Annotated in this window: 19 protein-coding genes and 1 pseudogene; 4 read left to right on the top strand and 16 right to left on the bottom strand. The window is 44.5% G+C overall.

Going from position 1 to position 24,785, the window contains the following annotated elements; genetic code table 11:
- Positions 1-69: 69 nt before the first annotated feature.
- The 5 genes from AC58QO_RS12745 to leuC all read right to left on the bottom strand — a co-directional run bounded on the left by AC58QO_RS12745 (position 70) and on the right by leuC (position 7,302).
- Positions 70-2,796 carry an S-layer homology domain-containing protein gene (locus tag AC58QO_RS12745; protein ID WP_497265921.1) on the bottom strand — a complete coding sequence of 909 codons (2,727 nt, stop codon included), beginning with the start codon at positions 2,794-2,796 and terminating at the stop codon, positions 70-72.
- 30 nt (positions 2,797-2,826) lie between these two features.
- Complete coding sequence (locus AC58QO_RS12740) at positions 2,827-3,411, bottom strand: GerMN domain-containing protein (RefSeq protein WP_497265919.1); 585 nt, start codon at positions 3,409-3,411, stop codon at positions 2,827-2,829.
- A gap of 68 nt (positions 3,412-3,479) precedes the next feature.
- Positions 3,480-4,928, bottom strand: a complete 1,449-nt coding sequence (locus AC58QO_RS12735) for an N-acetylmuramoyl-L-alanine amidase family protein (protein ID WP_497265917.1) — start codon at positions 4,926-4,928, stop codon at positions 3,480-3,482.
- Between the two features lie 276 nt (positions 4,929-5,204).
- Positions 5,205-5,810, bottom strand: a complete 606-nt coding sequence (gene leuD, locus AC58QO_RS12730) for a 3-isopropylmalate dehydratase small subunit (protein ID WP_028554372.1) — start codon at positions 5,808-5,810, stop codon at positions 5,205-5,207.
- A gap of 70 nt (positions 5,811-5,880) precedes the next feature.
- The gene (gene leuC, locus AC58QO_RS12725) at positions 5,881-7,302 is read right to left on the bottom strand and encodes a 3-isopropylmalate dehydratase large subunit (protein ID WP_497265915.1); all 1,422 of its coding nucleotides are present in this window, start codon (positions 7,300-7,302) and stop codon (positions 5,881-5,883) included.
- 233 nt (positions 7,303-7,535) lie between these two features.
- Between leuC and AC58QO_RS12720 the strand changes: the two genes are divergently transcribed.
- From AC58QO_RS12720 to AC58QO_RS12705, 4 genes are all read left to right on the top strand, one after another.
- Positions 7,536-8,558: an ABC transporter substrate-binding protein gene (locus tag AC58QO_RS12720; RefSeq protein ID WP_497265913.1), complete on the top strand. Its 1,023-nt coding sequence runs from the start codon at positions 7,536-7,538 to the stop codon at positions 8,556-8,558.
- A gap of 11 nt (positions 8,559-8,569) precedes the next feature.
- Positions 8,570-10,615: a Fe(3+)-hydroxamate ABC transporter permease FhuB gene (fhuB, locus tag AC58QO_RS12715; RefSeq protein ID WP_497265911.1), complete on the top strand. Its 2,046-nt coding sequence runs from the start codon at positions 8,570-8,572 to the stop codon at positions 10,613-10,615.
- A 147-nt stretch (positions 10,616-10,762) separates the two neighbouring features.
- A complete protein-coding gene (locus AC58QO_RS12710) occupies positions 10,763-11,656 on the top strand; it encodes a LysR family transcriptional regulator (RefSeq protein WP_497265909.1) in 894 nt (297 codons plus the stop codon).
- A 32-nt stretch (positions 11,657-11,688) separates the two neighbouring features.
- A complete protein-coding gene (locus tag AC58QO_RS12705) occupies positions 11,689-12,000 on the top strand; it encodes a DUF5658 family protein (protein WP_497265907.1) in 312 nt (103 codons plus the stop codon).
- Here AC58QO_RS12705 and AC58QO_RS12700 read toward each other — a convergent pair.
- From AC58QO_RS12700 to AC58QO_RS12650, 11 genes and pseudogenes are all read right to left on the bottom strand, one after another.
- Positions 11,982-13,241: a methyl-accepting chemotaxis protein gene (locus tag AC58QO_RS12700; protein WP_497265905.1), complete on the bottom strand. Its 1,260-nt coding sequence runs from the start codon at positions 13,239-13,241 to the stop codon at positions 11,982-11,984. The genes AC58QO_RS12705 and AC58QO_RS12700 overlap by 19 nt on opposite strands.
- Positions 13,242-13,274: 33 nt before the next feature.
- On the bottom strand, positions 13,275-14,054 hold the full coding sequence (locus AC58QO_RS12695; protein WP_497265903.1) for a prepilin peptidase: 780 nt from the start codon (positions 14,052-14,054) through the stop codon (positions 13,275-13,277).
- Between the two features lie 1,279 nt (positions 14,055-15,333).
- Positions 15,334-15,684: pseudogene (locus AC58QO_RS12690) on the bottom strand (response regulator); the annotation flags it as partial.
- A 35-nt stretch (positions 15,685-15,719) separates the two neighbouring features.
- Positions 15,720-17,609 carry a hypothetical protein gene (locus AC58QO_RS12685; RefSeq protein ID WP_497265901.1) on the bottom strand — a complete coding sequence of 630 codons (1,890 nt, stop codon included), beginning with the start codon at positions 17,607-17,609 and terminating at the stop codon, positions 15,720-15,722.
- 26 nt (positions 17,610-17,635) lie between these two features.
- Positions 17,636-18,175, bottom strand: a complete 540-nt coding sequence (locus AC58QO_RS12680; RefSeq protein ID WP_497265899.1) for a PulJ/GspJ family protein — start codon at positions 18,173-18,175, stop codon at positions 17,636-17,638.
- Positions 18,176-18,181: 6 nt separating this feature from the next.
- Positions 18,182-18,712: a type IV pilus modification PilV family protein gene (locus AC58QO_RS12675; protein ID WP_497265897.1), complete on the bottom strand. Its 531-nt coding sequence runs from the start codon at positions 18,710-18,712 to the stop codon at positions 18,182-18,184.
- Positions 18,713-18,749: 37 nt separating this feature from the next.
- Positions 18,750-21,128: a vWA domain-containing protein gene (locus tag AC58QO_RS12670; protein WP_497265895.1), complete on the bottom strand. Its 2,379-nt coding sequence runs from the start codon at positions 21,126-21,128 to the stop codon at positions 18,750-18,752.
- A 15-nt stretch (positions 21,129-21,143) separates the two neighbouring features.
- A complete protein-coding gene (locus AC58QO_RS12665; protein ID WP_497265893.1) occupies positions 21,144-22,343 on the bottom strand; it encodes an S-layer homology domain-containing protein in 1,200 nt (399 codons plus the stop codon).
- Complete coding sequence (locus AC58QO_RS12660) at positions 22,344-23,414, bottom strand: type IV pilus twitching motility protein PilT (RefSeq protein ID WP_497265891.1); 1,071 nt, start codon at positions 23,412-23,414, stop codon at positions 22,344-22,346.
- A gap of 30 nt (positions 23,415-23,444) precedes the next feature.
- Positions 23,445-24,164 (bottom strand): hypothetical protein, encoded by a 720-nt coding sequence (locus tag AC58QO_RS12655; RefSeq protein ID WP_497265889.1) that lies wholly within the window; start codon positions 24,162-24,164, stop codon positions 23,445-23,447.
- 8 nt (positions 24,165-24,172) lie between these two features.
- Positions 24,173-24,784: a PilN domain-containing protein gene (locus AC58QO_RS12650; protein ID WP_497265887.1), complete on the bottom strand. Its 612-nt coding sequence runs from the start codon at positions 24,782-24,784 to the stop codon at positions 24,173-24,175.
- Position 24,785 lies beyond the last annotated feature (1 nt).

Genomic DNA, 24,785 nt, shown 5'->3' with positions numbered 1-24,785 from the left:
AAAACCGCCTGATTGAGAAGATTTGCTTCTCAAATACAGACGGATGTCCGCTAACTTTTGTTCAAAATGCTACTTTTCAATCTCAACAATTTTATCGTCAAGGATGTAAAGCGTCAGTTGATCGCCAGCAACAAATGAAGTTGGCAGCACAACGGAAGATCCCGTATGAAAGTATGCTCTTGGGAACAGATTATACGCAGTTCGATCGCCAGCAGTAGTTGCTTTCAAGTTGAGTTGGCTCAACGTTGCGCTATATTGATCAAATTCGCGTTTAGAAGCTACAGCAACTTGGATCAGCAATTTATCATTGATATCCTTCATCAATTGAACACGGTCTCCTACTTTGATCGAGGAGAAGCTCCAATCCACGCCGCCATTTAGTTTTACACTATAGTTAGTACCTGCGTTAATCACTTGGCTTTTCCCCGTGAAATCTTGAACCGTCAAGCTTGTACCTGCTGCATTCACGGCTGTTACTTTACCACGAATCGGCGTGACTAGCTCGGCTTTCGTAATTGTAAGGCCTTTAAAGCTCAATTTCACATAATCGTCAATCGCCAGGTCAGCGAACGCCGCAGTACTTCCATCGGCTTTCACAATAGGAACCCCGTCTAAAGGGATGTTATAGTTGGTATTCGTCCCGTCCATCAAGGTAGCTTGTTTAGTATTGCCATTCGTTAATAGCGTTTTAAAAACGGCCGTTTTGCTAGTGACGATTTTAGTTACCGTCGTTTGATCAAAGCTAAGAAGAAGACTTACATTATCCCCCACTTTTAGATCAGAAATCGTACTGTTCGGTTTATTTGCTAGTTCAACGATTGGTGTGAAATTCAGTTTAAATGTTAAGTTTTGTCCACTATCTGTTTTTAAGGTTATATCGTTGGTTAGTAAATTCAATTGCGTTAATACACCATCCAACTGAGAGGACATTTGAATACTCATAACCTTTTTATTAGAAACAAGAACATCAACATATTTACCAGCTGTAAAAATACCACTGAAGGAGCTAAACGGTATTTTGCTGCCCGCATACATTATCGAAATACCATCATTTAAAATATAAGCATTTGGGGTACCAGCATTATCTGTAACGGTTAAAATTTTAGATGAGTCCTTATAATCAATGATTTTGGCAAAATAAATATTCTCAATCGAGCGATTCGTTACCGTAATTGTTGTAACCTTATTGTTCAGTACGTCCAGCTTCAATTGGTCACCGGAAGCGAGATCATAAATGCTCGCATTGGCTAAGCCATTGATAACAACACGTGTATTATTACTTAGTTCAAAAACATCTACCGTCTTGCCAGATGATTTATTAATCAAAATCGTGGATTGATCGTCCGTTAATTGTTTGAACGTTCCTTCCACACTCGTGCCAACATCCGCTTGCTTTTTAACAATAATCTTGACAATTTCACTATTCTTAACGGTGTATTCAACCGTATCGCCTACATGAATCGCATCCACATTGATTAACGTATTATCAGCAAGCGTAGCGATTAAATTGCTCGAAAAGCCAAAAGTCTCAGGCTCACCAGAAGTGGGATCAAGTAACGTCATTTGCATGGCATCTTTATGCAACGTTTGAATATCACCGATCGCTGTTTTGTTCACAGGAATTTGCTTAACTACGATCGACGTATACTTGTCACTGTCAACAAGCTGGCTTTTCCGAATTTGGATGGTGCTGCCTGCAACGATCTCACCCAAGCTTAGACCACGCCCATCGCTATCTGTAACAGTAACATCTGATGCTAAATCGTAGCTTTCAAAATCGTCTAGGGTCGCTTTCATCGTTGTCAGGTTAAGCTTTAACAATTGCCCCTCATGTACATCCATATGCAGCTCATCACTAATAATTTCAACATAATAAGCGGTACCATTCACTTGAACGAGCGATATTTCGTACGTTTCTTGCAAATCTTTTGGCGAAATGGCTACATCGTCTTTGTTTCCGAAAAATACGGTATTAGGTGATATCTTATATGTACTTGTATTTCCGTCTTTATCCATAAGACCAATACTGCCGCTTGTTAAACTGGTCAAATAGCCCTTCTTAGCACGTTCAGGCAAAGTCAGCGAATCCTTTTGAGAACGACTTAGGAAAGCTGCCATTTGAGCACGTGTTACTACGCCTTTCGGTTGAAAAGAACCATCCTCGAACCCATTTACGACTTTCAGCGCTACTGCTGCATTAATGAAACCTAGTGCACTGCTGCTGATCTTTGCGTTGTCAGTAAATGTAGTAGCTTTTTTGGATAAGCTATCTGCCAATGAAGCTTTACCGATGGCACGAATAACGACTTCAGCCACCCATTCTCTTGTTGCTTTTTGTTGTCCCCAAATGCCTACAGGCTTCGTACCTTGGCTTCTCAATTTTTCTTGCTCGGTTGAGATTAAGCCCTTTTGCAGCGCGAGTGCCACATAATTACGCGCATATTTATCAACTAACATGAAATCAGGGAAAACAGTTTCAGACGCTAATGTATCCACGTCCGTCTGTAAGCCCATCATCCGTGTAGCCATAATTAATACATCTTGCTGAGTTACAGAAGTTTCAGGTGAGTAGATTCCCTCCGCTACTCCCTCAATAACTCCCTCCAAGGCTAGCTTGGAGATGTGACGAATCCCCCAGTAATCGCTGCTCACATCCGAAAAAGACAGTCGAACATTTGAATTGGTGGATGTGGTTGAAGTTGTTGGATTTGCGGGTGCTGCAAGCACAGGTGTACCTGCTAAACTTGTGATGATCATAGAGCTTACGATAGCACTCGCCAATTTCTTATTTTTCATAATGAATTTAAACTCCTCTACGATTCCTATTTAGTTAGGTCGTTTAATTGGATATGGAAGTTCCAGATGTCCCATTAAACTATCTACTTGTTTACCATCTTTTAGTACATACAAGGTTTTTACTTCTGGGAATTGGAAGATGGTCTTCTTTAACGCTTGTACAAATAACTCTTCTCCCGGAGCACCCAACTGCGTCTTGGGACCAAATGCCAAATCGAGCTTCATTTCACCTTTGGCCGCATCAAACTTCACACTGGTGAATTTCAAATCATCAAATAACGGGATCGCTTTCGGATCATCACTTTTTTGTAAAGCCTTAAGAGCAGCCTCATAAGCGTCAGAATCCTTCTCTACGCTGATTGTTACCACTTTCTCTACCAGCTTCATTTCATCTTGGTCACTGTAATAGGCCTTTACCTGCAGCTGCTTAAGCGGCGCACTTGTCGGCTTCGGCGTTACTGTTTGCGTAGACGCTGTTGCAATCGGTGTAGAAGTAGCTTGCGGTGCCGTTGAAGCGGCTCCTGTTAGTTGACTTTTCTGGCCACAGGCCGTTATGGACAACGTGATGGCACTTACAAGGAGCGCTCCTTGAACTAGGCGACTTGTTTTGTTCATCTTTTTCACTCCTTAGCGTTATGCCTAGACATGCTAGCCTAGTTTGTTCCGCTTCATGTTCTCATTGCTTAATTAAGATTCAAATATTCTTTAATTGCAGCAACAAGAGAAGCAGCTAATTTGTCCTGGAATGCCTCTTTGTACATGGCTGATTCATCATTCTTATTGGACAAGTAACCAACTTCAAGCAAGACAGCAGGCATCGTGGTTTTGGTGATAACGCGAAAGTCCCCTTCGCGAACTTTACGATCCGCAAAGCCTGTTGCTGGAACTGCATACTTATGAATAACATTGGCGAAAGCTAAGCTTTCCGGCCTGTTATAATATGTTTCCGTTCCAGAAACCGTTGCTTTTGCGCTATTCCCATGGATCGATAAGAAAAGGTCCGCTGAAATATCATTCGCAAAAGAAACACGATCATCTAGTGGGATAAAAGTATCATCGGCACGCGTCATCAGGACATGAATTCGCTTATCTTTGGCTAATAGCGCCTCTACCTTCTTCGCTGTTGCGAGTGTAAACTCCTTCTCGTGCCTGCCAGTTATGGAAAGCGCACCTGGATCGTTATCTCCGTGACCGGCATCGATGATGACTGTTAACTTCCGCTCACCGATCGTAGCCTTCCATTCATTAGGAAACTTTGATACCTGAACTTGGTAGTCTGCTGGGCTGATCAAATCCAGAATAATTCTCACCGTAGCCGGATTATCGTTGTAATTCGAGAAACGCACTTTGGAAACCAGCGGCTGCTTGGACGGCAGTTCACCGGAATTCTTTACTAGCAATTTCTGCAGTGAGTCATCCAGCGTCGTGTTGGGAAAATCAAAAACAAGGCGTGAGGGATTGGCTAAAGTTAACACCTTCGGAGTTATGGTGCCCTCCTTCGTAATGACAGTTAAGTCCGTTTCGGACAGCGCAATAGAAGTGATCACACGAGTCGAAGGGTCAGGAGTAGGTGTGGGTGTACCTGTGCCTGTGCCTGTTGACGGCTTCGTTCCTGGAGGCTTAGTCTCTGGGTTCGTATTTCCGCCTGGAACGATAACATCGATGGGTCCTGTCACTGGCTTTGAGTCCGAATCATCTTTTTTGAACATATGAACGGAAGAAGTAGCTCCATCCCACTTAAATTCAATTCCCAGTTCCTCTCCAATGAACCGCAGTGGCAGCATCGTAGAACCATTTTCAATCTTAGGTCCAACGTCTAATACTTCTTTCTTTCCATTAATGAGTGCTGTCGTCGTATCAATAACTAGTTGAATATTAATATTGTCCTTCTTAATTGTGACTTTCCGGGTAGCTTCCTCCCATGTCACAATGGCACCAATTTGTTCTACAATTATTCGCAAAGGGACAATCGTCGTACCATTAATAATACGCGGCTGAACATCGACAGTTTCCAATTGCTTCTCATTCATAAAAAGCTTAATCGGCTTAGGAGCTTCAGCGCCAAAAGCCGTAGTTGGCAGCAGCAACAGACAAGCGAGCAAAAACAAACAAAATGCAGGAAATTTCATCATTCACCTCTATGTAATGTCGGAATTGGGGGATGTAACAACACAGCCAGACAGCCAACTCTATCAATCTATCAGCTTTCTTATCATTATAGCAAAATTAACCTATACCTGACAGCATAACCTCCCCTTCTTCGACATTCTAGTAAACTATTAGACGTAGCAAACTGCCAAAAGTTGCATATTCTTTCCTCCAAATATGCAAAAAATGAGAAAGCTTTGCTTCTGCGGATGCAAAAAAAGGCGCATCCCCGAAACGGGGATGCGCCTTTTTCCATTAGCTTATTTGTAAGCTAAACGCTTTTGGTGAGCTTGCTCATACGCTGTGATTTTCGCTTCATGCTGAAGCGTCAAACCGATATCATCCAAGCCTTGCAGCAAGAATTGACGACGGTGCTCATCCAAATCGAATTGGATTTCAAGTCCGTACTCATCCGTCAGCTTCTTGTTCTCAAGATCAACATTCAGCTTGTACCCTTCGTGCTTCGCTGTACGTTGGAACAGATCCTCAACTTGCTCTTCCGACAATTTGATTGGCAGAATGCTGTTTTTGAAGCAGTTGTTGTAGAAAATGTCTGCGTAAGAAGGCGCAATGATAACGCGGAATCCGAAATCTTGAATCGCCCAAGGTGCGTGCTCACGGGAGGATCCGCAACCAAAGTTCGCTCTGGAAATTAGAACGGAAGCTCCTTGATAACGATCTTGGTTCAATGGGAAATTCTCAATTACGTTGCCTGCTTCGTCCCATCTCCACTCGAAGAAAAGAAATTGTCCGAAACCTGAACGCTCAATACGTTTTAGAAATTGTTTAGGGATAATTGCATCTGTATCTACGTTTACACGATCAACAGGGCCTACTAGACCTGTATGTTGTTTGAAAGCTTCCATGTTCTCATTCTCCTTAAAGTTTTGCTACAGCAAAACTAGCTTCGTAAGATTTGCTTTTTTCAGCTCAGAATTAAGCTTGTTGGTATTCTTTAATTTCCCAATCGCGAACGTCATAGAAATGACCTTTGATCGCTGCAGCAACAGCCATTGCTGGGGATACAAGATGCGTACGTCCACCGCGGCCTTGACGACCTTCGAAGTTACGGTTGGATGTGGAAGCACAACGTTGTCCTGGTTGAAGTACGTCTGGGTTCATCGCCAAACACATACTGCAGCCTGCATCACGCCATTCGAATCCAGCATTGGAGAAGATTTTGTCCAAACCTTCCTTCTCAGCTTGAATTTTAACACGGCCTGAACCTGGAACAACAATTGCTGTTACGCTTGGATCTACTGTGTAACCTTGGGCAATTTTAGCCGCTGCACGTAGATCTTCAATACGTCCATTTGTACAAGAACCGATGAAGACATAATCTACTTTCAGATCAGTCATAGGCGTTCCTGGTGTTAAATCCATATATTCAAGCGCTTTTTCAGCAGCTTTACGTTCATTCTCTGTTTCGAAGCTTTGTGGATCTGGAACCAAGGAAGTAACACTTGTCCCCATACCAGGGCTTGTTCCCCAGGTAACTTGCGGGATCAACGTATCGGCGTCGAATTCCAATACCCAGTCATACGTAGCGCCTTCGTCAGTCACAAGGTTGGACCACTCAGCAACTGCTTCGTCGAAATCAGCACCTTGCGGTACATATTCACGACCACGCAAGTAGTTAAATGTAGTAGCATCCGGAGCGATTAGACCTGCTCTTGCGCCACCTTCAATGGACATGTTACAAACCGTCATACGCTCTTCCATGGAAAGACCACGGATCGCTTCGCCTGTATACTCAATAACATAACCAGTTGCGAAATCCGTGCCATATTTTGCAATAACACCAAGGATCAAATCCTTCGCAGTAACGCCTGGTTTCAAGTTGCCCGTGATTCGAACTTCAAGAGATTTCGCTCTGGATTGTTGAAGCGTTTGAGTTGCCATAACGTGCTCAACTTCACTTGTTCCGATACCGAAAGCAAGTGCGCCGAACGCGCCGTGTGTGGATGTATGGCTGTCGCCGCATACAATCGTTTTGCCTGGGTGTGTAAGACCAAGCTCTGGACCCATTACGTGAACAACACCTTGATCAAGACTATCTAGGTCAAATAATGTAACGCCGAAGTCACGGCAGTTTTGTGAAAGTGTGTCGATTTGTTGCTTGGAGATCGGATCTGTAATATTGAAACGGTCTTTGGTTGGAACGTTGTGATCCATAGTTGCAAAAGTTAAATCAGGACGACGAACTTTACGACCGGACATGCGAAGTCCTTCGAAAGCTTGCGGTGAAGTTACTTCATGTACTAGATGCAAATCAATATAAATAACACTAGGCTTGCCATCTTCCTGGTTAATAACGTGATTATCCCAAATCTTCTCGAACATTGTCTTTTTACTCATATCCAGTCACCTCTTGTCATTATCCGCATTAGTTTGCTAATGTCTTACCCTCATATAGTACTTTAGCACGGATTGCGTCATAGTTCCAAGATATAATAACTATAAGCTTGATAGATTATTCCTATGAAGAAGTAGTTGTTGACATAATCATTGATAATGATTATCATTCTCTTAGTGAAGTCGAATTGGCCATCGATACTTCATCTAAATTACATATTTTCAGGGGGATAACTGTGAGAAAATTGATTAAACCACTTACTTTTACGCTATCACTTCTATTACTCTTTTTCACCGCTGCTTGCGGAACTACGAACTCATCGTCGTCTACGACTACTCCTAGCCCAGCAGGAACTGTACAACCTTCAGCTGCTCCAACAGTAAATGCTTCAAAAACGATTACACACGCACTTGGTACATCTGAAATTAAAGGAACTCCGAAACGTATCGTTACTTTAGAATGGGTTTATACGGAGGATGTACTCGCTCTTGGGATTCAACCAGTTGGTCAAGCTGACACGAAAGGCTACCAAAACTGGGTCAATGTTAAGCCAGCACTTGATGCCTCCGTTGTTGATGTGGGTACTCGTCAAGAGCCTAACTTAGAGACGATCACTGGTTTGAAGCCTGACTTGATTATTACAAGTGCATTGCGCTCAAGTAAAAATTACGAAGCTCTTTCCAAAATCGCCCCAACCATCGCATTTAATTCCTACCCTGCTGAAGGGAAAGGCAATCAATACGAAGAAATGGAATCTACTTTCAAAACGATTGCAGATCTTCTAGGTAAAAAAGCAGAAGGCGACAAAGTGCTTGCTGATCTAAGCAAAGCCTATACGGATACAAAAGCAAAACTAGCTGCAGCGAAGAAAGAAGGCGCAGAATTTGCTTTAACGCAAGCTTTCAGCAATCAAAACAACGCAGATCTGCGTATGTTCACAGACAACTCCATGGTCGTTCAAATCTTGCAACGAATTGGTTTGAAAAACACGTTTAAATCAAGCAAATTTGAGCTTTACGGTTATCAAACTGCTTCAGTAGAAGCCTTGCCTGCTGTTCAAAATGCAAACTTCTTCTACATTGTTCAAGACACGGATAATGTATTTGAAAAACAACTTAAAGACAATTCAGTATGGAAAGGTCTTACTTTTGTAAAAGAAAATAAAACCTTCAAGCTTCCAGGCAATACATGGACATTCGGTGGTCCTTTATCTGCCAAAGTATTTGCTGAGCTTGCGGCATCTGCCTTGACGAAATGATCAAACCTGCGATGAAATCGAAAACTAACCGTTTCGTTTATATCGAGTGGAAATCACTCCTTGTGTTTGGCGGTGGACTGCTTGCACTCTGCCTCCTCCTTTTTCTCAACTTAACACAAGGAGAAGCGAACATTACCGTGCATGCGGTTATCCAAGCTTTGATAACTCCACAAGATACCCCCGACCATGCCATGGTGCGGGGGCTTCGCATGCCGCGCGCCGTGATGGGTATGCTTGCCGGAGCTGCACTCGCTGTTGCAGGTGCACTTCTACAAACCGTCACACGCAATCCGCTTGCCTCCGCTTCAACACTAGGGCTAAATGCGGGTGCCTATTTCATTATCGTATTGGCAGCCGTTTATTTCCCTGCCTTGAAGTCCGATCATTCCTTACTTCTTGCTCTTATCGGTGCTTGTGGCGCAGCGGTCATGGCCTATTTCATGTCAGGCGGACGGAAAAGTTCTCCACTCCGGATGGCACTTGCGGGAATGATTGTGACGTTAGTCCTCTCTGCCTTCACAAGCGGACTTCAAATCATGTATGAGAATGAGACAAATGGCTTATTCATGTGGGGGTCTGGCGCTCTAGGTCAGAACGATTGGCAAGGCGTCCAGTATGCACTTCCTTGGATCTGCATCGGACTCATCGTCGCTTTTCTATTTAGTCAAAAGCTAGATATGCTTGCATTAAGTGAAGAAACCGCTGTTTCGCTAGGTGAAAATGTGAATTTCGTTCGGCTAGTCGCCCTAGCATCTGCCATACTGCTGGCGGGTGTCACGGTAAGCGTTGTAGGACCAATAGGTTTTATCGGTCTCATTGCACCTCATCTTGTCCGTTTGATCGGCTTACAGCGTCATCGCCTGTTAATTCCTGGAAGCTCCATATGGGGAGCTGTGGTCATACTTAGTGCGGATATGATTGCCAAAATGTTTCGAAGTACACTCGGAGAACTCCCTGTGGGTTCCGTTACAGCTTTGCTTGGCGCTCCTTGTTTAATCTGGCTTGCGATTCGCGGCTCCAAAATGAAATCTTCAGCTGAGAGCAGTTCTATGAGTGTCGGTTATGTAGGCACTAAAATTCCTTATCCCATTTTAGTCATCGTATCTACCGCAGCCCTAATTTTCCTGATGCTTTTCGGATTAACAGCTGGCGCGCTGCGGATACCATTATCTGATGTCATAGCGGTAATAACCGGTCATGGCGAAGAGATGTCTCGCAACGTTATTCTCAATTTGCGTCTTCCTCGCATACTCGTGGCTGCGCTTGCCGGCGCCTCGCTAGCAGTCGCAGGCTCCATGATGCAAGGAGCTGTTCGGAACCCGCTTGCGGACCCTTCTGTTGTCGGCGTGACATCTGGAGCTGGGATGGGTGCCCTCTTGGTGTTGACGATTTGGCCGACTGCGCCCGGCACTTGGGTGCCCGTTGGTGCTATTATTGGCGCAATCCTCTCTGCAGGAAGCGTGTATGCCTTAGCTTGGAAAAAGGGCCTGAATCCTGTTGTACTTATTCTCGTTGGGATTGCTGTTTCGGCACTGGGCTCGGCAGTCATTCAATTTCTCGTCATTCAATCCAAGATGGGTGCCGCCCCTGCACTTACATGGCTGGCTGGCAGTACCTACGCTAGGGGATGGAAAGAATGCATCCAGCTGCTGATCACGACAGTTATATTGATACCAAGTGCATGGCTGCTAGGTCGACGTGTAGATCTATTGGCTTTCGGGGAACATGTGTCTCTTGGACTAGGACTCAAGTTGCAGAAGACGAGACTCATTTCCGCCATAATCGGCGTGCTTGTTGCCGCAATTGCTGTAGCAGCGGTCGGTACCGTAAGCTTCATCGGCTTACTTGCGCCGCACGCCGTACGTCTCTTCTTGGGACAGCATCACCAGAAATCAGTTGTGCTTTCAGCCGTCATCGGCGCAATTCTTCTGACAGGCGCTGATATTATCGGCAAAACGATTCTCATCCCCAAAGAGATTCCTTCAGGCATCGTTGTCGCCATCATTGGTGCACCGTATATACTTTTCTTAATGTATCGAAGCACGGTTCGAAAATAACTTTATTTAACTATAAAGGGCAGTGAAACTGGTTGAATCCAGTCATCACTGCCCTTTATAGTTATTTATTCCTATATCCACCTTGTTTCGGTCCAAAAACCTTGATATGATTACTTTCAAGCTATTTAAAAGGAGACACTTCTTCGAATGGAATTACGCCAATTACAATATGCTATCCAGATCGCACTTGAACGAAATTTCTCTCGTGCAGCTGAGAAGCTTCACATTGCCCAACCTTCCTTAAGCCAGCAGTTGTCCAAGCTGGAGAAGGAGCTCGGCGTGCTGTTATTTCAACGCAGCACCAATTCGGTGGAACTGACACATGCAGGTTCCCTCTTTGTCGAGAAGTCACAAAAAATTCTCGATATGATCGAGGGTCTCAAAAAGGAAATGGAAGACATTTCTCAAATGAAGAAAGGCCGACTAGTGATCGGCAGTATGCCAATCACAGGGTCGACCATTTTACCCTTCGTTGTCCCAGTCTTTCAAGCGGCTTTTCCAGATATCGAAATCTCGCTCGTGGAAGAAACCTCATCTAATTTAGAAACGTTAACGGTGAATGGTCAGACTGATATTTCTCTTCTCTCCTTGCCGCTGCGTGAAGAATCTCTCGTCTATGAGTCCTTGCTGGAGGAAGAAATCATCCTTGCGGTTCCGCCGCTGCACCCATTAGCAACCAGCAAAGAACCCATTCGCATCGCTCAATTGGAGAAAGAATCCTTCATCGCTTTGAAAAAAGGCCAAGGCTTTCGTAAGTTAACACTTGAGCTGTGCCAAGAAGCAGGGATAACTCCTAATATTGTTTTCGAATCGAGTAATATGGAAACTGTGCAATCACTCGTCGCAGCTGGAATGGGCATCGCTTTCGTGCCTTACTTGATTTCTAAAAGAAGTTTAAGCGAGCTCTCTCCTATCAATGTCCCTCTAGAAGGCAGACCAACACGCAAACTCGTAATTGCGTACCGCAAAGGCCGTTATATTTCTAAGGCAGCCGAGGCTTTTATCTCCACAATGAAAGAGGTTATGCAAACGATACGTTAGCATAACCTACTAAGTCAAAAGGAGTGGTTCCTTTGAGTCGAAATTTAATTATTTTCTTATGTATTGCGAGCTTTATGGATGCCGGATTAACAGATATGGGCCTCCGCCTACAATTAATTGGCGAAGCGAATCCGTTCATGGCTTTCCTTTATGAGAACAGCTACCTTGCTTTCTATGGCATTAAAATCATTCTCCCCCTCTCCCTTTTCTTTCTTGCAGCAAAAGTCGGCAAACGCCTGCTCATCAACAATTTGTTCCGCCTCTCGACGGTGATCTATTTGGGTATACTCCTCATGCATGCGTTCTGGATTTCTTCATCTCTATCTCAGAGCTTAAATATTTGAATCGTACGCTGTAATTGCGTTACCATGCGCAGCATTTGCTCTGACTGAATAACGACAGCCTTAACTGAACGCGTTTGTTGCACCATGGACGTCGATACCTGCTCCGTACCCGCGGCTGATTGCTGCGTAATGGCAGAAATATTTTCCATTGTGCCCGTAATGAATTGGGCTGCATTCAACATCTTCTGACTCTCTCCTGTGAACTCACTCATCCTTTGTGTAATGAACTGGATGCTTTCTACCATATCACCGAATATTTTTTCAGTTGCTTCGATGGATTCCGTCTGCCTGCGAGCAATTTCCTCATTAATCTGAATATTCTTCTGCGCCATTTTAATACTATTCTCGATGTTATGTACCATATGGAATACGCTCTTCGCCGATTTCGAGGACTCTTCAGCCAGCTTGCGTACCTCTTGTGCAACAACGGAGAACCCTCTTCCGTGCTCGCCTGCACGCGCTGCTTCAATCGAAGCATTCAGGGACAGCAAGTTGGTTTGTTCGGCAATCTCCGAAATCGTACGAGTGATGGATGAGATTCCTGCAGCTTCTTTCACCAAATCATCGATCGTCCCCGATACATTACTCGTCGCAAGCACAATGTGAGAAACACTTTCAGATTGGCTCTCTACCGCGCGCATGCCTTTTTTTACCAATTCTAGTGTTTGACCGCACCGATTATTCATTTCATGTGTCGAATCGACATAGTCCGTGATTTTGGTCTCAATTTCCTTCACGACGGAAAAGCTTTTGAAAACACCAGATGAGATTTCGTTAGCTCCCTCTGCTAGTGAAGTCACTGACCCTGTTGCTTCTACGATCATTGTATTAATGCCTTCGTTTTTGTGGTAAATGTCACGACTGGAATCTGCCACATGCTTAGAAATCGAAGCCGTTTCGTTTAGAAGTTCTTTCAATTTCACGATCATCGCATTAAAGGAGCGTCCCATATCGCCTAACGCATCCTTCGAGGAGGCATCAACCGTTTGCGTGAAATCGCCTTTAGCAATATTCATCGCCACACGTGTTACATTATCGATCGGCTCTGTTAATGCTTTTTCCAAGAACCGCACATAAGGAAAGCTGAACACCATCAAGACGAGGGATGAAGATAAGGCAAAGATGATAGAAACGTCTGCCGTTAACATAAGTGTTAGGATAATAATGGTATAAAAGGCAACAACAGCATAGTAACCGAGTTGAAGTTTAGCACGGAACGATTGAGCAAGAAACCAGTTCATAGGAGTTCGACCTCTCTTTTACGAAATGTAGTTTTACTGCCATAGGATGAGGTCCATGTACCACGTCATTAATGGGTCTCCGAAGCAAAAACAGATGAAACCAGCGACAGCGATAAAGGGACCATAGGGAATTGGTGAACGCCGATCCAGTTTACCTGAGGCGATAAGAGCCACACCGATGACGCTGCCAAGCAGCGCCGATAGAAAGATGCATAACAGCACAAGCTTGATTCCCATTACAAGTCCAACTAATGCCATCAATCGAATATCCCCAAAGCCCATAGCTGGCTTCCCCATCCATGTTGCCACAAGAGATACGATAATCAGTGTGCCTCCTCCTACCACCAATCCCAATGCATAATGCCAAATGGGCAGAGGGTGAACGAACAATCGCAAACCCGCGAAAAGCAGCATCGCTGGATAGATGATTTTGTTGGGCAACAGCATGTAGGCCAAATCACTGACTGTTAGAATGAGAAGCACAGACACTAGTGGGTAAGCAATCCACAGTTCATCTACACTGACCAAGAAGGGAAGTGAGGCAAATAAAATGCCCCCTGCCAACTCTCCGACGATATACACAGGCGATATAGATGTACCGCATGTGTAACATTTCCCTCTTCGGATGAACCATCCCAAGATTGGAATCAAGTCAATCGCGTTGAGCTGACGCCCGCAGCTTCCACAGCTGGATCGTGGGGATACAACGGAAATGCCCTTGGGCACCCGAAGCCCCACTACATTAAAGAATGAACCGAACAAAGCACCCACTATGAATAACAGGACTGTGTAACTCCATGCTTCCCACCCCATCGCCAAACCCCCTCATGATGTCTATCCTTATAAATCTACTTTAGAAATCTGCTTTCTTGGCATATTCACGATTACTTACCGGTGCTGTTCCCAACTGAACCTGCAGCCAGGCAGCTAATTGATTAAAACTCTCAATGGTTACTGTGATGGATTGCTTTTGCCCGCCTGCAGTACCCATTTCAATCTCGATCTTATTCTCGGCTTCTGTACAAACGACCAGGTATTGTGACATCTCGCCGTTTAATTCCTCACTCCAATTACACATAACACTGCTCGTGAAATTTTTCATTGGTCCATTCCCCCTGAATAAATTAATGATCTTGCCGCCAGTCACAGCCTTAAAGCCTACTTTATTCACATCAGTTGGTTCTTGAGACTTGTATGTGGTGTTGATTGGAGCCTCCTCTTTTACTAGCGGAGCTTCATTGACCAGATCTTTCATTACATGAGTAGATTCAACAGACGTGAGAGCTTCCATTTCCATCGTTAAATCATTGAGATCTTCTAAGCTAAGTTCGATTGAACTTGCTTCCAAATCTTCAACGATTTCTTCGTTAGCCAGCTCTGCGGCTTCGATGGTCTCCGATTCTGCAAATTCTTCGAACTGAACGGAAAACATCTCTTCCTCATGGACATGTTGTATGTCTTGTACTGGTTGATCTATTTCAGCTTGTTGTACCTCTTGTTCCAACTGCCATTCTTGGTCCAAATCTCCTTGCATCGCGGCAGCAAGCTTCTCCATTTCCGAGAGACGATCCTCAGATTCGGACGACAGCGAAGGTTCAGAGTTGTCTTGCTTTTGTATGGCATCTGTCGATTCCATCGCAATTTTTGACTCCTCAACTTCGGCAAATGCAAGCAATACCTCTAAGGCGTTGACGACCTGTGCGGGTTTTGCTGCAAATTTCCTTTCCTCCACAACCTGACTCTTAATTTCGGATTCTATCGTGGTTTGTTGAAGTTCGATGACTTCAGGCTCTTGTACTTCTTCATGAACAAGTTTACTAATGATCTCTTGATTCGGCTCGACATTCGAAGCGACTTCTTGCAAGATTTCTTCATCTTGCTTCGTTAGAAGTAATTCCTTAGGTTCTGAATAAGCTAGGTCAACTGCATTCAGACCTTCTGCATGGGCGTTAGCACCTTCGGCTATCTTAGCCTGCAATTCCAATTCTTCTTTCTCAAATGTCGCCTCTACTACCTCGATTTCTGCGGGAATGGCTTCCGTGCGCTGCATATCTTGCGGTATCAAATGGCCGATTACACGGGGAACACCATATTTACGAACAATTTCATTCACTCGGTTTGGTTTAAACGGTTTCATGACATACCCATTTGCCCCTGCTTTTAGTGCATCAGAGATGAGATCCTGTTGACTCATCGCCGAACAGATGAGAACAACAGCGGTAGGATTGAGCTTGCGAATTTCTTTCATCGCTTCAATCCCGTCCATTTCAGGCATCGTAATGTCCATTAGGACAATATCCGGCTGAAGCTCCTCATACTTCTGTACAGCCTGCCTACCATTCTCTGCTTCCCCGACCACCTCATGACCGTATTGCTTCAAAATATCAGTCAACATTTTCCGCATAAACTTCGTATCGTCAACGACTAGGATTTGGAATGACATTGAAGGTACCTCCTTCCAGAATGGTTAATCTGTAGTTACTTGATGTATCTAACCTTTTTCACAAACACGTTAAAATCGTCTGTCGTAGGGATGCCATCTGGCGGTGTATCGTAAAGATTATCATCATAGAAAATCTGGAGCCTAGATGGTTTCGAATTGTCCAATTGCACTTCAGGCACTTCATTGCTCCAATTTGTACTACCTAGATACCTGGTAACGGAGCTTCCACCGCCCGTAGTCAAGTTACCTCGCACTGCGTTAAGTTCAACCCCTCCAGTACCACCGTGTATCCCGCCAGTCAGCGACAACTTCGAAATGACGCCATACAAGCGAATACCTTGCTTCGTATAGAAGAAGGCGCGAACATTCTCATCACCTGCGTTCGTACTATTACCCAGTACAATTTCTCCAGAAGCAACAACAATAAGCGGCGTTAACTTTGTATTGGTAGTACCCTCCATTTTGTTAATCGAAGTCATCTGCTTTAATTCTACATTTCCGTCAACATACACAGTGCCTTCCAGCCATACATTCCCAATGATCTTCAGATCACCCTTGATATACATTGTACCCTTCGGAAAATGAAACCCGTTATTCAGTGTCACATTGCCATCAACGGCTACAAATTTACCTGCTTGCAGCGAAAGCTCTCCTCGGAGATCAGCAGCCACTAAATTAGGATCGGGTGACTTCACATAGAGGGAACCATTCATGAGATTGAGCTTCGAGTTATCCGTCGCCATGGTGAGAACCCCATTATTAACGAAAAAATCTTTCTCCGTTTTGACTGAAGCTGCATCAAATACTTTCAAGTCCCCGGAAACTGTCACCCACTGATCGTTGTACAAGCTATTCCCTGTCAAATCACCATACAGCGGAGGCAGTTCTATAATCGCGGGATCCGGGGTCGTATAACCGCCCAATGCAGCTAACTTGGCAGCTAATTCGGTTTGCGTTTTATTCGAAACATACCCTTGCACATCGACATCAACATCAGCATCTAGGGTAGGATCTTCTAATGGAAAATACTGTGGAGCAAAATAAGACGGTTGTACAATCTCACTCGTCTTCGTCAATGGCGGAAACTCGGTCACTCCGTCAGATTGTGTAAAATTGAACTTCCCTGGTGCTATCGTATCGCTATCACCATTGACACGAATGAATCCACGGATCGCAGGAAGTCCTGTCTGAATGCCGTATTTACTCCGATTGGCTCCACTGGTAATACCTGAAAATAACGCCTCATCTCGGATTTGCAGATGTTTAGCGACATAGATATCACCTGTAATGGAAGGGGTTCCATTTAAAACCAAATCGCCGCTGGACGAGACGGGATAACGAAACACCGGGTTGATTGTACTCACATAAACGGTCATCTCTTTGGTCACAATGGTAGAGGGCTTCCCTTCCATAATGCCTCGCGAAGTGATGATAAATTTACGTACGTAAGGAGAATCTGGAATCGCCAAAGGCTTTTTCGGTGATAACTCTGGATTCGTCGGCTCAGCCAAGACAATATCGACTTGATAGCTGCCTTTTTTAGCTTCCACCACTTCTCCGTTGTTACCATTCGGATTGTCAGGATCACCCGCATGCTTATCTATAAAATCCTTCATCAAGTTCAATTGATTTTCCACGTTCCGAATCCGATTCCGGTAATTCGTTCCCCCAATGGATTCTCCATTAGCAACGGCTCTACGGATTTGTGCGAGTGTGTCATCCAACCCCTTCTGAGCAATCGCCTCCGCTTGAACGCCTGATTCGGTTGTAGCTGCTTGTATAGCTCCACCTCGCAGCACGCTCATTAGAATGAGCCCCATCATCGTCATTAACACGACAGCGAGTAAGGCAATGACAAGTGCAGAGCCTTCCTCATTATGCATCCTCGGTTGGAGGCCATTGTTGTCTTCATTCATAGAGTTCAATACATGCCTCCTCCAATCCGTTACATTTAATCATTGCGAAATAGTGGGATTTGCGAATCAATAACCAGCTTAGGACTATCTGCTTGCTTAAACTGATCGCTATTAACTCTGGCATACTCTAGCCTAACTTGAACTCGGTCATGATTCTGACTCGCTTCACTTAAGCTGCCCTCCCGAATGGTAAAATTGCTGCCCAGTTGGAAAACACTCTTAACCACATTCGTTCCAGCTTGCCTTATTTCAATTTTCCCTCCGCCTTTTGGATCCGCTTTTACTTCCATTTCATAGAGATCAATATAAATTTCAGCCTTATCATTTTTTTTCGCATAACGAATGATCTTCTTATCCGTTCCCTCGTCCTGGACGTAGATCGCTTCCTTCAGCTCCGAAATAATCTGGCTGTATAACCCGTCTCCTTGATTACGCATCTGGGTTTCCATCGTGACTCGTTTATACATCGACACGCCCATTAGCATAAAAGAGTACAGGATGGAGGCTACCATTCCAAAGATCATAATGGCAGCCAATAGCTCAATTAAGGACATCCCTTTCTCATTGCGCTGCATGTGGCGTTACCACCTTTTGATAAGATACGTATCGAGTGTCGTTGATGATTTTGCTGACGGCGGTTCTGTAGACTCTTGACCCGACCAATACACAGTAACGTACATTTGAGCCAAATAGTCATCAGAATCATTCCGAAACGGATCGGAAGCTTCCCAGCGAGAATAACTCTTATCCAGCTCAACCAAATAGCGGTACGTTGTGCCATTAATCTCCGTTGAATTCAATCTGCCTTTCATCAGCTCAGATCCATTGCTCGATAAGTCACCTGAAAATTTAGGACTGCTAGCCAGCTGAGAAACAATGGCGTCATCATAGCCCGATTTGAAGTAATCTCGCAGCTCAGCTGCTTTCAACCGAGCTAAGTTGGCACCAATAATTTTGCGGCTCTCTTGAGCCGATTTATCAACAGCAGAAGTAAAATAGCCCATCAGTGTGACGCTGATGATCGACATAATCGTCACAGCAATCAAGATTTCCACGAGTGACATACCGTCTTCGTTAGGCCCTACTTGCTTCAGACGTTCATTGCGGCGCACCGTTAGTCCTCCTCACTACCCCACCGATTTCGCCAGTCTAGTTGTTGTTTTGCTCCGTATCGAATTGCACGGTAAACGGTTGTTGAACGATTTCGACATTTGAACTATCAACTAGCTTTAGGAACACATAATAAGTGCCAGATGTCGTATTGGTTTTCGTTGTTACCGTTAAACGCTTCGATGATAATGGTTTCCATTCACTTTTCTCAGGTGCTGCCGAGGATTGCTTAATGACGTAGTACATAGCTTTCAACGTATAGCCATCCTCTTTGTGGCTGCCAAAGGTGCGATCAACTACAGGATACTTCTCATCCACCACCGTTACACTTACCGGTTTATCCGAAATGTCTCCAGCGTTATAATTCACACCTTTAAGCGTAGCTGTTGGACCTGGATTAATAACGAAATACTCTGGTGCTTGAGCGGTTGAGGTTGTTCCACCGATGGAAGTGGCTTCAAAATGGATTTGATGCCAGCCTTGGCGCTTCTCAAGAGTTTCAAAGCCAGTTACATCGCTTAATCTAAATGCATACGTATTGCCATTACTTGTCATCTTCGATGAGGTTGAAGAGATAGAGAGCGATTTATTATCGAACCAGACTTTCACACCTGTTACCGGACTAAGGTTATCGGTTGCCGTAATATAAATGATGGCGTCATCCGTAGGATTAACGATATTATGGCTCCAGCTTATCATTGGCCCCGTGCTGTCTAAGGAAACATTCCCTGTCGCGACAGCCCCTGAAATCGGAATTGATGCGCTTCCGCTGATGGCATTGGTGAACGCTCTCGATTTGAAATTCACACCATTGCCATCAGGAATGACGACACCGCTCGCCGTTTGTGATTGCCAATTGCCGTTATTAACGGATATTTCATAACCGGCAATATAGGACCCTTGGAAATCATCATTCGCATAAACGGTTGTACTAGGAAGTTGGTTGCTCGAACCCGCAACAGAACGAAGCTTACCTGGGCCGACATGCCAGCCATTTTCATTGATTGGCTTGCCATTTCCATCAACAAGTTCATAGGATGCTGGCGGCTTTGGTTTTAGATCAAATTGGTCTGTCGTTCCATCTTTGTAACTAATTCGCACGATCGAATGGAGATCAGAATCAACAAAATGAATATCCGTGATCGCCACATTCTTATTCTTAATCGTCCATTGTTTTTGTTTATCGCTGGCGCGTAGGCGTTGCAGCTCTCCCGCACTATTCCCTATATACACATTGCCATATTTGTCTTCGACGCGAACGCTTACTGACAGCTGTGTATTGAAATTAATGTTGAACTGACGATTCGCACTACATGCATCCTTATAAGTCACCTTGGCATCTTGCAATGGATAGTCACCAGCTGCCGTATCAGGGATCAATTTAATGGCTAAATCGATCTTATCTTGAACATATGGGAAATCAATATTTCCCACATTGACCACAACTTCATGCGTTACGGAGTCATACGTCACATTCGAAGCATTCTCTCTAGGCGCTAAAATGAACCCAGATGGAATCGGTTGGCGAAGCTGTACATTTTTGAGCTGAGCTGGTGCTTCAATCGTAGTGGCAATGTTATCAAAAATGGTTGAAAGCTGGCTTGCCGAGCTCGCTTGGTAGGCAGTTCCACCCGTCTTGGTTGCGATATATTGCAGCAAATCCAAATCGATTTCATCTGAACCTGGTGTTGCCAAAGCAATCGTAAACACTTTAATTCCAAGACCTGCAAGAACATCAGCATCCGCTCGAGCAGCATTCGCAGCGCTTGTGTCACCGCTTTTCTCCTTATTACCGTCGGTCTCATCCGTCCATACAGTTGCTTTTCCATCCGTTAGCAAAATAATTTGTTTCACGGGCTTTGTTCCACTCGCCGTTAGCATGGTCTTCGCTTTGGCGAGTCCATCATCAATATTCGTACTGCCACCCGCATCTAATTTGTTAATTTCGGTTTGCACTTTGGCATAATCCGTTGACAAATCAAGCACTTTCGACGCCCCAGAGCTAAATTTAATAAGTCCAAGACGGTCTCCCATGTTTACCGTTTTAAATTTATTCGTTAACGTAGCTGAAGCACTCTTTAGAATGTCTATACGAATTGGTGTTCTGCTATCATTTTTGTTCATATGGTAATCCATACTACCCGATACGTCAGCCACGAAGGCAATATCAATGGCATCACGTGATTGAGTAACCGTATGTGTACCACTCGGGTCAAGCGTGTAATTAATTGTGACTAATTGATTCCGTTCAACACTTGTAACGGGAACATTTCCTACGCCGCTAATGGCTAAGCATCCATTGTCTGTCTCTGCTCCATAAACGGGATTCGAACCAACGAAGGCTGGCAGCATACTCGTGAGCAGCATCCCAGCCAATAGGATCGCACTTTTCTTTTTCGCTTTTAGATACCAATGCATGGATTGAACTCCTCTCTATACCAAATGAATGATTCTCGAGATGACCTTGAAAGCTTCAGCACGAGTGAGTGAACCTTGCGGTCTGAATGATCCGTCTTCATAACCGCCAACAATACCTGCCTGAATCACATTCAGAAGTGATGCCTTGTTGAGTTCTGTTAAGCTTCCGATGTCATTGAATTCGCCAGTACCTGTGCCTACCTTAACAGCATACTTTTGTAAAATACGATCAACCAAGCCGACCATTTCAATCCGTGTAATCGGTAAATCTGGAGAAAAGTTCAGATCAACAGGTCTTAGATCAAGTAATCCCATTGCTTGAGCAGAAGCAACCATGCCGCTTGACCAATGTTTCCCCATGTCCTCGTAGCCCTTTACAGCTGTTTTAACAGGTTCAATCCCTAATGCTTTAACAACAAGCGTTATAAACTCTGCCTTGGAAAGCGTGCGATTCGGACGAATCGTGTGATCTTCATAGCCATCAATAATTGATTTCTGCATCAGATCAAGAATTTCATCCTTAGCCCAATGGGTCTGAGCGTCGGTAGGCACTGTGGTTACCGAAGTTTGTTTCCAAGTGCGCAGTGTAGGTATTGCTTCCGGCATATCTGTTGATTTCTTAACCGATCCGAGTGTTGAAGCAACGGCGCGATCGGGATTCTGAAAAGCGATCCCATACACGTTTACTAAGCCATCCGAAGTGACCTTCGTACTCCCATTTTGCGCTGCCTCTGCATCTGTTGGAATGTTAGCCCACGGTACCTTGCCCAAGTAAGCTTTGACTCGAAAAAATTCTTGGGAGGCGCTTTCAAAGTAAGAACGTGTCGTCTCTTCCACATCTGTCGCATGGAAATCAAGCTGCCCCGACGGATCGACACCGATTTCATCCCAGAAAACGAGCAAATCGTTATAATCTCGAGCGATCGCTCCTGTCCATATTTTCACATGTGCGCCTGAAGCATCTGCTTGAGTAACAACAGCAAACGGCTCTTTGGAAATAATCATGCCAACCTGCCAACCAGCAGGAGATAGCTTCATTGTTTCGTATTTCTGATTCCGAGCTTCATAATCAAGACCCTGTAAAACTGCGAATGGATTACTCGCTTGAATGGTGGCTGAGGTGTTAACCGTTGCTTCGCCTGCAAGGACTGCAGACGGTGACATGATGGATAATACGAGAAGTGCAGTTACGAGTGCATGTTTATTTCTTTTCATTTAATCTTCTCCTAACGTCATTTCATATTCTTTGATCGCATCTCGGTGGATGATGCCCTCTTCAACAAGCTGTTTCAGGCTGGATACCATCGTTTGCATCCCGATTTGCCGGTTCGTTTGAATGACGGATTTGATTTGATAAATTTTTTCTTGCCGAATTAAGTTGGCAACAGCGGGTGTATTGATCAGTATTTCAAGCGCCATTGCTCTTCCTCGCCCATCCATTCGTGGTACTAGACGTTGAGATAAAACACTAATCAGTACGGAAGCAAGCTGTACACGAATTTGTCGTTGCTGCTCTGTTGGAAATACATCAATAATCCGATCGACGGTCTGAGGCGCATCCGGGGTATGAAGTGTCGCGAGGACTAGGTGACCTGTTTCAGCAGCTGTTATGGCTGTTTTGATGGTTTCTAAGTCCCGCATCTCACCGACAAGAATGACATCTGGATCTTGACGAAGTGCCGCTCGCAGACCATTGGAGAACGTTAACGTATCGATACCGATTTCGCGCTGTGCGACTAGACAGTTTTTACTTGGATGAATATACTCAATCGGATCTTCCAAGGTGATGATATGTTTCTTCTGGGTTTCATTAATGAAATCAATAATGGATGCTAGTGTTGTTGACTTCCCGCTTCCGGTGGGACCTGTTACTAAGACCAGACCTTGATGTTTATGAGCAAATTCCTGAACCAAATCAGGCAGATTTAAGCTGAACAGGGAAGGCACTGTCGTCGATAACACACGAAATACCATGTTAATATGACGCTTTTGCTTGAACACATTGCCACGATAACGAGATAGACCAGGAAGCTCGAACGAAAAGTCGACTTCTCCTTTTTTGGATAACGTTTCGTATTGCTCCTTCGTCAAAATCTCTTTCGCCATACGATGTGTATCTTCTGGCGAAAGCACAGAATCAACCACTTTCATCAATTTCCCATGAAGCCGCATGAGTGGTTCTGTGGTTGCATTGATATGCAAGTCAGAAGCCTTCGATTCGTAAGAAACACGCAGCAGATCTTTCAGTGATAACGTGTCAGACGTGGTTGGTGCTATCATACTCATCGTATTTCCTCCTGAATGTACATGGTTTAATTAATAGAGTGGATTAGTCTTTCCGGCAGGCTTATTATATGGAACAGGCAGCGGTGCTTTGAAAAACTTCTGTAAACCAGGTGCATAATACGAAACTAATGACACATTGACAGTAATTTCACGTTTCAATGCATTCAGTTTAACAGGTGCTCCACCTTTCACCGCAAAAGTTAACTTATCCACCTGCAGCAAGCGATTCGTTGTTTGAAGCTCGTCCAAAAAGCGGTGAATCTGCTGATAATCCCCTTTTGCCGTGGTGTTGAGCTTAATTGGAATCGCTAACGAAGGCATGGTTGGCGCAGCAGGTGTACCTGCTGTATTCCCTTTCGCTGCGGCCGGACTGCTCTGTGGTGAGCTTGCAGCAGTTGTCACTACAGGATCAGCAGCTTTGCCAATTTCGAAATTGTAGCTGGCCAGCGGCATCTTCGTGATGACCTCTAGCATCCGCACCTCACGTATGAGCCCTTCTACATCCGGCACTTCAGGTACGCGACTGCGTGTTTTGGAAAGGCTGACTTGCTCTGCAGCACCTATGGCGCTACCTCCAGAAGTCCTTTTATTCAAATCTGCTAATTCTTGCTTTTTTTGGACCAAAAGATTGGCTTTGGACGCCTTCTCACTTTGCAGCGGAGAGACGAAGTTGATATACACCATCACGAGCGCCAACGTAAGGATGATGGCTACGATGATTTGATTTCTAGTGCTGTTAAGCATGCTCATTCGTTTGATCAACCTTTCTTGTTGGCATCGGACTTATACTGAAGCTCGAAAGTCGCTTGAATAACAGGCAGGGGTGGATCCGTTGCAGCTGGTGCATTTTTATCCTCTGGCGCTGAAGCCACTTTGTTCATCCCACTAGTCGAAATTAGTGTGAATGAGGTTGAAGCCTTTGTCGCCTGCATGAATGTAATAACATCCTCGCTAGAAGCAAAATTCCCAGTCACCTTGAGCTTATTACCATCTCCAAAGGAAAGTGCGGTTAGATTTGATGTCAGCGGCATTAGAGCTGAAAGTTTATCCAACACTTCTGTTGCTAAGGGCTTACTAGCAATGAGCTGTTTCGGAAGTCCCACGAAATCTGCAACTGCCCCCGCTGTTGGGGAACTCGCAAGCTTGGATTGACCTTCTTTTATTTGAAGATTCACTTGCTCAATCGCCGTATTCGTCGCTTTAATTTCAGACTTTGCACTCATATACATCCAACCCATACCGCCAACTACCAATACGATAGCAGTTGTAAATACATACTTGAGAATGGGACTTGTTCCTGTTTGTTCTTCGTGCCGCATTTGCAGCAAGTTAATTTCGATGGACTGTAGCTTCTGTACGCCTGCGCTCATC

This window comes from Paenibacillus sp. J31R30, assembly GCF_059692115.1.
Note: the sequence above shows the minus strand (reverse complement) of the source record. Positions and strands in the feature narration are given on the sequence as shown.